The following is an 8,464-nucleotide window of genomic DNA, read 5'->3' as shown; positions in this document are numbered from 1 at the left end:
CGTTCGCTGCACATGCGGCCGTCCAGGGCGCTGGCGCTGTGGGGTGGTTCGCTGGCGTTTCCCCTGCTCCAGGCGACGGGGCTGGTGGCGGTCGCGCTGGCGCTGGAGCTCGAGGTGCGGCCGGCGCATGTGATGCTCGCGTATCTGGCCGCCACGGCGGTGGCCGCCGTCGTCCCCGCCCCCGGTGGTATCGGCTCGGTCGACGCGGCGCTGGTCATCGCGCTGGTGGCGGCGGGGGCGCCGGTCGAGTCGGCCACGTCCACGGTGCTGGCGTACCGCTTCATCACGGTGTGGCTGCCGCTGATCCCCGGGGCGCTGGTGCTGGGCGGGCTGGTGCGCTGGAAGATCGTCTGACCCGGCGGGGTCAGGGTCCGCGCAGGGTGAGGACGTCGTCGGGCCGGACGTCGATGTGCGAGCCGAGGAAGGCCCCGACCCGGTCGAGGGTTCCGCCCAGCCATGCGGCGTCGTCGTGGCCGGTGCGCTCCAGCCGCATCCGCCGTGACCGCAGGGGCACCATGCGCAGGTTCACCAGGCGGCCGGTGTCCGGGTCCAGCTCGGGGAAGTAGAGCAGCCGCAGATCGTCGCGGTACCGCTCATGGCCGCCGATGCCCTCGTAGTCGTCGACCATGTCGCCGCAGCCGTAGAGGATCAGCTTGCCGCGGTACACCTCGAGGGGGCGGGGGTGGTGGGAGGAGTGGCCGTGGACGAGGTCCACACCGCCGTCGATCAGGGTGTGGGCGAAGTGGATCTGAGCCGGTGAGACTCCGTACCCCCAGTTGCCGCCCCAGTGGACCGAGGCGACGGCGAGGTCGCCGGGGCGCTTGACCTGCCGTACGCGGACGGTGATCGCGTACGCGCAGGCGTCCGACAGCTCGGGCAGGAAGTCGACCCCGGACCGGTTCTCGGCCGCGGCCCACCGGCTCGGAATGCCACTGGAGGCCGCGCCGAACGAGAAGACCAGCACCCGGCGGTGGTCCCCGGCCGGGACGGCGGCGGGGCGCCGCGCGGCGGCCGCGTCACGGCCCGCTCCGGCCACCCGGAGCCCGGCGGCGGCCAGGGATTCGAGCGTCTCGTCGAGCCCGCGCCGGCCGCCGTCGAGCACATGGTTGTTGGCCAGGACGCAGACATCGGGCCGGACCGCGGTCAGACAGGGGAGGTTGTCCGGGTTCATCCGGTAGTGGACGTCCTTCCCCGGGGCGAACTCATCACTGCGGGTGACGCTCGTCTCCAGGTTGAGCACCCGCACCGCGGGCGCCTCCTCGTCCAGCACCGCCAGGGCGTCGCCCCAGGGCCAGGAGAAGTCCACCGGGCGCGGAATCGGGCCGTTGACCTCCTCGGCCAGCTCCACATAGGCCCGGGAGTCGCGGATGTAGGGCTCATGGAGCTCCGGATCGCCCGGATGCGGCAGGATCTGGTCGACACCGCGGGCGAGCATCACATCGCCGCAGAGGAACAGCGTCACCGCCGTGTCGTACATACCTCAACGATAGGCGTGCGTCGCCATGAGTGAGCGCGGCCGGGGTGGGGACCCGGAGGGGCGGAAGCACAGGGAGGTGCGGCGGATGAGCGGAGCGGAGACGAGTGAGAGCCCGCTGCGGCCCGGGGACTTGGAGGAGGCCGCGGCCCGGCTGTCGGAGCAGGTGGACCGGCTGCGGTCACAGCTCGCCCGGAACGAGGAGACCGCGTCGGCGTTGCGCGCGGACTGCGATCTCGACGCCGCGGACACGGGTGCGAAGGCCGTGACCCTCAGGGAGCTGCACTCGCGCGCGGAGACGGACGCGGCCCTGCTGGAGCGGACCGTCGCGGCGCTCGACCGGCTGCGCGGCGGATCCTTCGGGATCTGCACGCGGTGCGGCCGGCCTCAGGGCCGGGAGCGGGCGCTGGCCCTGCCCCACGCGGAGCTGTGCGTCGTATGCGCCGAGGAGCGGGCGGCGGGGCCGGGCGGCTGATCGGACGGCTGATGGGGCGCGCCCCGCTCACGGCGTCCGGGCACGGCGTCCGGGCACGGCGTCCGTGGCCGCCGGGGGCGTGGACGACAGGCGGGCAGAGGGCGTGGGCGTTACGCGGGCGGCCGGGGGCGCGGGCGTCACGCGGCACGTGCGCCGACCTCCTGCCCCAGACGGGCGCAGGTGCGGTTGATGAGCCGGGAGACATGCATCTGGGAGATGCCGAGCCGATCGGCGATCCGACTCTGGGTCTCGTCGCAGAAGAACCGCAGGTAGAGGATCTCCCGCTCGCGCGCGGGAAGCCTGCGCAGGCACGGCTTGAGGGATTCGCGCTGGATCACCCGCTCGTAGGAGGACTCGGTGGAGCCCAGGGTGTCCACCAGTGCGTAGCCGTCGTCCGCGCCGCGCAGTGCGGCGTCCAGCGACAGCGTGCGGAAGCTCTCGAGTGCCTCCATGCCGACGAGGACGTCCTCCTCGGTCATGCCGGTGTGCCGGGCGATGTCCTTGACGCTGGGCGAACGGTCGTCCGGTGAGCGGGTCAGCTCCTGGATCGCGCTGCGGACCCGGTTGCGCAGCTCCTGGACCCGGCGCGGGACGTGCAGGCCCCACATGTGGTCGCGGAAGTGCCGCTTGACCTCCCCGATCACGGTCGGGACGGCGTAGCTCTCGAAGGCCGAACCCCGGTCCGGCTCATAGCGCTTGACCGCCTTGACCAGGCCGACCATGGCCACCTGCCGCAGATCCTCGGAGCTTTCACCGCGGTTGCGGAACTGTGAGGCGATGCGCTCGGCCATCGGCATCCAGGCCCGGACGACATCCTGCCGCAGGGCCTCCTTCTCCTGACCGTCCGGCAGGTCGGCGATCCGGCGGAAGTCGGCGGAGGTGTCGGGGGCGTCGTCGTGTGTGTGCTTGGGGTGTGCTCGCGCGGACGTCATGGGCCGGTCTCCCTTGGGCTGTCGTCGGTGTCACCACAGGCACTGGCAGTCCGGACAACTCGGGCAACCGTGAACACGCCTTCCGCAGCCGGGCTGCTCCCATGGCGTGCCTCCGGTCCGAAGCACACTGTTCGCGTGCCCGTCCTCGGCATGGCGAAACGGGGTTCATCTCCATGGATGCCGGTCCATCCGGTGCGTCGTGCGTCACATCGGTCCGGTGCGTGACCCGTAGGGGCATGTGGGGGGCCCGCGACAAGCGCCCGCGACCAAGATTTACGGAGGCTTTCCCGCCGTTTCGCCCATGTGCCGTTGTCCGTACCGTCTTGGCGGAAGAGACTGCACCGGTTCCCCCCGCTTCCCTTCGAACGCCACAGGAGACCGGAGCGTCATGACCTCCATAGACCGTCGAAGATTCATGCAACTTGCCGGCACCGGCACGGCCATGTCCCTCCTCTCCGCCAGCATCGCCCGCGCCGCGGAGATTCCGGCGAACCGCCGGACCGGAAGCCTGCGGGACATCGAGCACATCGTGGTGCTGATGCAGGAGAACCGCTCCTTCGACCACTACTTCGGCACCCTGCGCGGGGTACGGGGATTCGGCGATCCGCGGCCGGTGCGGCTGCCCAACGGCAAGCCGGTGTGGCACCAGTCCGACGGCTCCAAGGAGGTCCTGCCGTTCCGTCCCGAGGTGAACGACCTCGGGCTGCAGTTCCTCCAGGACCTGCCGCACGGCTGGGGCGATGGCCATGCGGCGTTCAACGACGGCGCGTACGACAAGTGGGTGCCCTCGAAGTCGGCCACCACCATGGCGTATCTGACCCGCGAGGACATTCCGTTCCACTACGCGCTGGCCGACGCCTTCACCATCTGCGACGCCTACCACTGCTCGTTCATCGGCTCCACGGACCCCAACCGCTACTACCTGTGGTCCGGTTACACCGGGAATGACGGCAAGGGCGGCGGCCCGGTGCTGGACAACGCGGAGGCCGGCTACGGCTGGACCACCTACCCAGAGCGCCTGGAGAAGGCCGGGATCTCCTGGAAGATCTACCAGGACATCGGCGACGGGCTCGACGCCAAGGGCGGCTGGGGCTGGATCGACGACGCCTACCGCGGCAACTACGGCGACAACTCGCTGCTGTACTTCAACCAATACCGCGACGCCAAGCCCGGCGACCCGCTGTACGACAAGGCCCGCACCGGTACCGACGCCAAGAACGGCGACGGCTTCTTCGACGTGCTGCGGGCCGATGTGAAGGCCGGGAAGCTGCCGCAGATCTCCTGGATCGCGGCGCCCGAAGCCTTCACCGAGCACCCCAACTGGCCGGCCAACTACGGCGCCTGGTACGTCGCCCAGGTGCTGGACGCGCTCACCTCCAACCCCGAGGTGTGGAGCAAGACCGCGCTGCTCATCACCTACGACGAGAACGACGGCTTCTTCGACCACGTGGTGCCGCCGTACGCGCCCGCCGCCGAGCGGGGCGCCTCGACCGTGGACACCACCGGGGAGTTGTACGCCGGCTCCTCCTCGCAGCCCGCGGGCCCGTACGGGCTGGGCCAGCGGGTGCCGATGCTGGTGGTGTCACCGTGGAGCAAGGGCGGCTGGGTGTGCTCGCAGACGCTGGACCACACCTCGGTCATCCGGCTCATGGAGCGGCGCTTCGGCGTCGAGGAGCCGAACATCTCGCCGTGGCGGCGGGCGGTGTGCGGCGACCTGACCGAGGCCTTCGACTTCTCCCGGACCGATGTGCAGGTCCCGGCCCTGCCGGACACCAGCGGCTACCAGCCCAAGGACAGCGAGCGTCACCCCGACTACGTGCCGGCGCTCCCGGCGAACCCCTCGCTGCCCCGGCAGGAGTCCGGGCTGCGCCGTGCCAGGCCGCTGCCGTACGACCTGTCGGCCGATGCCACGACCGGCGCCGACGGCGGTCTGCGGGTCGACTTCGTCCACCACGGCAAGGGCACCGCCGCGCACTTCCACGTGACCTCCGCGAGCCATGAGGGCGGGCCGTGGGGCTACACCGTCGAGGCGGGCAAGCGGCTGTCCGGGAGCTGGCAGCGCTCCTCGGCGGACAACGGCGCCTATGACCTCCAGGTGCACGGTCCCGCCGGTTTCCTGCGCCACTTCACCGGCCACGCCACCGGCGAGGGCCCCGAGGTGAGCGCCCGTCACAGCCGGGCGACCGGGGAGGTCGAGCTGACCCTCGTCAACCAGGGCGATGCGACGGTGCGGCTCACCGTCACCGACGGCTATCACAAGGAGAAGCCGGTGAACTACCGGCTCCGGCCGGGCGCGCGGGTGGTGCACACCGCGCGGACCGGGCTCAGCCACCAGTGGTACGACCTGTCGGTGGTCTCCGACCATGACAGCGGCTTTCTGCGCCGGCTGGCCGGGCATGTGGAGACCGGCCGTGCGGGGATGAGCGACCCCGCGCTCTCGGCGGACTGAGCCACCGCCACCGGTCCCTCGTCGCGCGCCCGTCCGGCTCCCCGCCGGGCGGGCGCGCGGTGCGTCTCCCCGTCACATGTGACGTTCGGGCCGTCAGCGCCGCGCGCCCGAGGCGCGGGTGCGGAAGCCGGCCGGGGTCTCGCCCGAGCGCCGCCGGAAGAACTTGGTGAAGACGGTGGCGTCCGGGAAGCCGAGCCGCTCGCCGATGGCCGTGGCGGACAGATCGGTGTGCACCAGCAGCCGCTTGGCCTCGAGCAGCACCCGGTCGTCGATGAACCGCTTGGCGCCGCATCCCACGGTGGCGCGGGTGGCCCGGGTCAGGGTGCGGACGCTGTAGCCCAGTCGGTCCGCGTAGTCCTCGACCCGGTGGGTGCGGGTGTAGTCGCGCTCCACGGCCTGCTGGAAGCGGCGGAACGCCTCACTGCCCGCCGTGTCCCCGCTCTGGGCGCCGGGCAGATGGGCCAGCCGCAGTACGAGGACGGCGACGAGGTGGCGCACCACCTCGACATGCGCCTCCAGCGGCCCGGACACCGTCCGGTACTCGCTCTCCAGCAGGTCCAGGACGCCACGGACGGCCTCGGCGTCGGCGCCCTCGGGCACCACGAGAGGGGACCGGGACGCGGGCCGGTCCAGCCGGGCGACCGCGGCGGTGGCGGCGCCGAGATAGCCGGGCGGGAAGAGCACGGCGGCGCCGTCCGCCGCACCGAGGGCGGACCGGAACTGGTGGATCTGTCCGGGGCGCACCCACATCCAGCCGCCTTCGGTCAGCTCGTGCTCGGTGAAGTCCACCGAACAGCGCAGCGTCCCGGAGCGCACGGTGATCAGCTGGTGGAAGGCGAGCCGCATCGGGGCGTGGACATCGAGGCCATGGCTCCGGGCGCGGGCGGCGAGTCCGGGGAAGTCCAGGACGGCCGCTCCCGGCGGGGCTCCCACGGAGGGCCGGAACGGAACCTCGGTGACATCACGGTGTCCGTTTCTGTCCATAGCGCGTCTTCAGTGTACGGCTGGTGCGCGCTGGTCCGCATCTAGCGTGGAGTGCGTTGTGGTGAACGGGTGACCGAAAGAGTCCCCGTGGTCACCGCTTCCCCTTCCATCGAGAGCATTCCACCGAGAGCAGCCGAGGGAGCGTGCCACCGTGCGATTGATCGTGGGCATGACAGGAGCAACGGGTGCCGTGTTCGGCGTCCGGCTGCTGGAGACGCTGGCCGAGCTGCCCGAGGTGGAGACCCATCTGGTGCTCAGCCGCTGGGCGCGCACCACGATCGAGTTGGAGACCGGCCGGTCCGCCCGTGAGGTGGCCGGGCTCGCCGATGTGACCCACTCCCCCGAGGACCAGGGCGCCACCATCTCCTCCGGCTCCTTCCGCACCGAGGGCATGATCATCGCGCCGTGCTCGATGAAGACCCTCGCCGGGATCCGCGCCGGATACGCCGACGGTCTGGTGGGCCGCGCCGCGGACGTGGTCCTCAAGGAGCGGCGCCGGCTCGTCCTCGTACCGAGGGAGACCCCGCTCAGCGAGATCCACCTCGAGAACATGCTGGCGCTCTCCCGGATGGGCGTGCGGATGGTCCCGCCCATGCCCGCTTTCTACAACCAACCCCGGTCGGTGGACGACATCGTCGACCACCTCACGGCCCGCCTCCTCGACCAGTTCGACCTGCCCGCGCCCGCCGCCAAGCGGTGGGCGGGCATGCGCGCCGCCCGCGGCCCGAAGCCCACCGCCGCCTGATTCCCCCACCCCTCCCCCACTTGGAGTTCCCATGGCCTACGACGACTTCCGCGGCTTCCTCGACGCCCTCCGGAAGGAGGGTCAGCTGCTGCACATCGACGACGAGGTGATGCCGGAGCCGGACATCGCCGCCGCCGCGAACGCCGCCCCGCGCCTGGGCGGCCACGCCCCCGCCCTGTACTTCGACCACGTCAAGGGCTTCACCGACGCGCGGATCGCGCTCAATGTGCACGGCTCCTGGGCCAATCACGCGCTCGCGCTCGGCCTGCCCAAGGAGACCGGCACCAAGGAGCAGGTGGAGGAGTTCATCCGCCGCTGGGACACCTTCCCGGTGGCCCCCGAGTGGCGCGAGAACCCGGTGTGGGCCGAGAACACCCTGGAGGGCGAGGACGCCGACATCTTCCGGGTGCTTCCGCTGATCCGGCTCAACGACGGCGACGGCGGCTTCTACCTCGACAAGGCGGCTGTGATCTCCAAGGACCCCGCCGACCCCGAGCACAGCGGCAAGCAGAACGTCGGCATCTATCGCATCGAGGTCAAGGGCAGGCGCACGCTCGCCATCCAGCCGGTGCCGATGCATGACATCGCCCAGCACCTGCACACCGCCGAGGAGCGGGGCGAGGACCTGCCCGTGGCCATCACGCTCGGCAACGAGCCGGTGATCTCCATCGTGGCCTCCACCCCGATGGAGTACGAGCAGAACGAGTACGAGCTGGCCGGCGCGCTGCGCAGCGCTCCCGCCCCGGTCTCCCGGGCCCCGCTCACCGGGCTGCCCGTGCCGTGGGGCAGCGAGGTGGTCATCGAGGGCGTCATCGAGGGCCGCAAGCGGGAGATCGAGGGGCCGTTCGGCGAGTTCACCGGCCACTACTCCGGCGGCCGGAACATGCCCGTCATCCGCATCGACCGGATCTCCTACCGCACCGCCCCGATATTCGAGCACCTCTACCTCGGCATGCCGTGGACCGAGGTGGACTACCTGATCGCCGCCAACACCTGTGTGCCGCTGTACAAGCAGCTGCGCCGCGACTTCCCCGAGGTCCAGGCGGTCAACGCGATGTACACCCACGGGCTGGTGGTCATCGTGTCCACCAAGAAGCGCTACGGCGGCTTCGCCAAGGCCGTCGGGATGCGGGTGCTGACCACTCCGCACGGCCTCGGCTACGCCGCCACCGTGATCGTGGTGGACGAGGACGTCGACCCGTTCGACCTCCCCCAGGTGATGTGGGCGCTGTCCACGAAGATGAACCCGGCGGGCGATCTGGTGCGGATCCCCAATCTGTCGGTGCTGGAGCTGGCCCCGCAGGCCATCACGCCCGGTATCACCGACAAGCTCATCATCGACGCCACCACCCCCGTCGCCCCCGACAACCGCGGCAACTACGGCACCCAAGTGCGCGATCTGCCC

At 71.2% G+C, this 8,464-nt stretch carries 8 protein-coding genes; 5 read left to right on the top strand and 3 right to left on the bottom strand.

Translation table 11 applies throughout. The features are described from left to right. Positions 1 to 354 (top strand): lysylphosphatidylglycerol synthase domain-containing protein (locus GWI24_RS35425; RefSeq protein WP_210950135.1); only part of this gene is annotated, 354 nt, incomplete at its 5' end. Between the two features lie 10 nt (positions 355 to 364). Here GWI24_RS35425 and GWI24_RS35420 read toward each other — a convergent pair. After that, positions 365 to 1,477: a CapA family protein gene (locus GWI24_RS35420; RefSeq protein ID WP_210950134.1), complete on the bottom strand. Its 1,113-nt coding sequence runs from the start codon at positions 1,475 to 1,477 to the stop codon at positions 365 to 367. An 85-nt stretch (positions 1,478 to 1,562) separates the two neighbouring features. On the opposite strand from GWI24_RS35420, the gene GWI24_RS35415 reads away from it, so the two are divergent. Next, a complete protein-coding gene (locus GWI24_RS35415; protein WP_210950133.1) occupies positions 1,563 to 1,949 on the top strand; it encodes a TraR/DksA C4-type zinc finger protein in 387 nt (128 codons plus the stop codon). Positions 1,950 to 2,086: 137 nt separating this feature from the next. Here GWI24_RS35415 and GWI24_RS35410 read toward each other — a convergent pair whose 3' ends face one another. After that, positions 2,087 to 2,881 (bottom strand): SigB/SigF/SigG family RNA polymerase sigma factor, encoded by a 795-nt coding sequence (locus GWI24_RS35410; RefSeq protein ID WP_210950132.1) that lies wholly within the window; start codon positions 2,879 to 2,881, stop codon positions 2,087 to 2,089. A 388-nt stretch (positions 2,882 to 3,269) separates the two neighbouring features. Between GWI24_RS35410 and GWI24_RS35405 the strand changes: the two genes are divergently transcribed. Continuing rightward, the gene (locus GWI24_RS35405; protein ID WP_210950131.1) at positions 3,270 to 5,330 is read left to right on the top strand and encodes a phosphocholine-specific phospholipase C; all 2,061 of its coding nucleotides are present in this window, start codon (positions 3,270 to 3,272) and stop codon (positions 5,328 to 5,330) included. Between the two features lie 93 nt (positions 5,331 to 5,423). Here GWI24_RS35405 and GWI24_RS35400 read toward each other — a convergent pair whose 3' ends face one another. After that, positions 5,424 to 6,314, bottom strand: a complete 891-nt coding sequence (locus GWI24_RS35400; protein WP_210950130.1) for an AraC family transcriptional regulator — start codon at positions 6,312 to 6,314, stop codon at positions 5,424 to 5,426. A gap of 151 nt (positions 6,315 to 6,465) precedes the next feature. Here GWI24_RS35400 and GWI24_RS35395 point away from each other — a divergent pair, with 151 nt between their 5' ends. Then, a complete protein-coding gene (locus GWI24_RS35395; RefSeq protein ID WP_210950129.1) occupies positions 6,466 to 7,059 on the top strand; it encodes a non-oxidative hydroxyarylic acid decarboxylases subunit B in 594 nt (197 codons plus the stop codon). Between the two features lie 31 nt (positions 7,060 to 7,090). Beyond that, positions 7,091 to 8,464: non-oxidative hydroxyarylic acid decarboxylases subunit C (locus GWI24_RS35390; RefSeq protein ID WP_210950128.1), on the top strand; the 1,374-nt coding region annotated here is incomplete at its 3' end.

This window comes from Streptomyces sp. MK37H, assembly GCF_018035285.1.
GTDB classification, from domain to species: Bacteria; Actinomycetota; Actinomycetes; order Streptomycetales; family Streptomycetaceae; genus Streptomyces; species Streptomyces endocoffeicus.
This window is presented reverse-complemented; position numbering and strand designations above follow the sequence as displayed.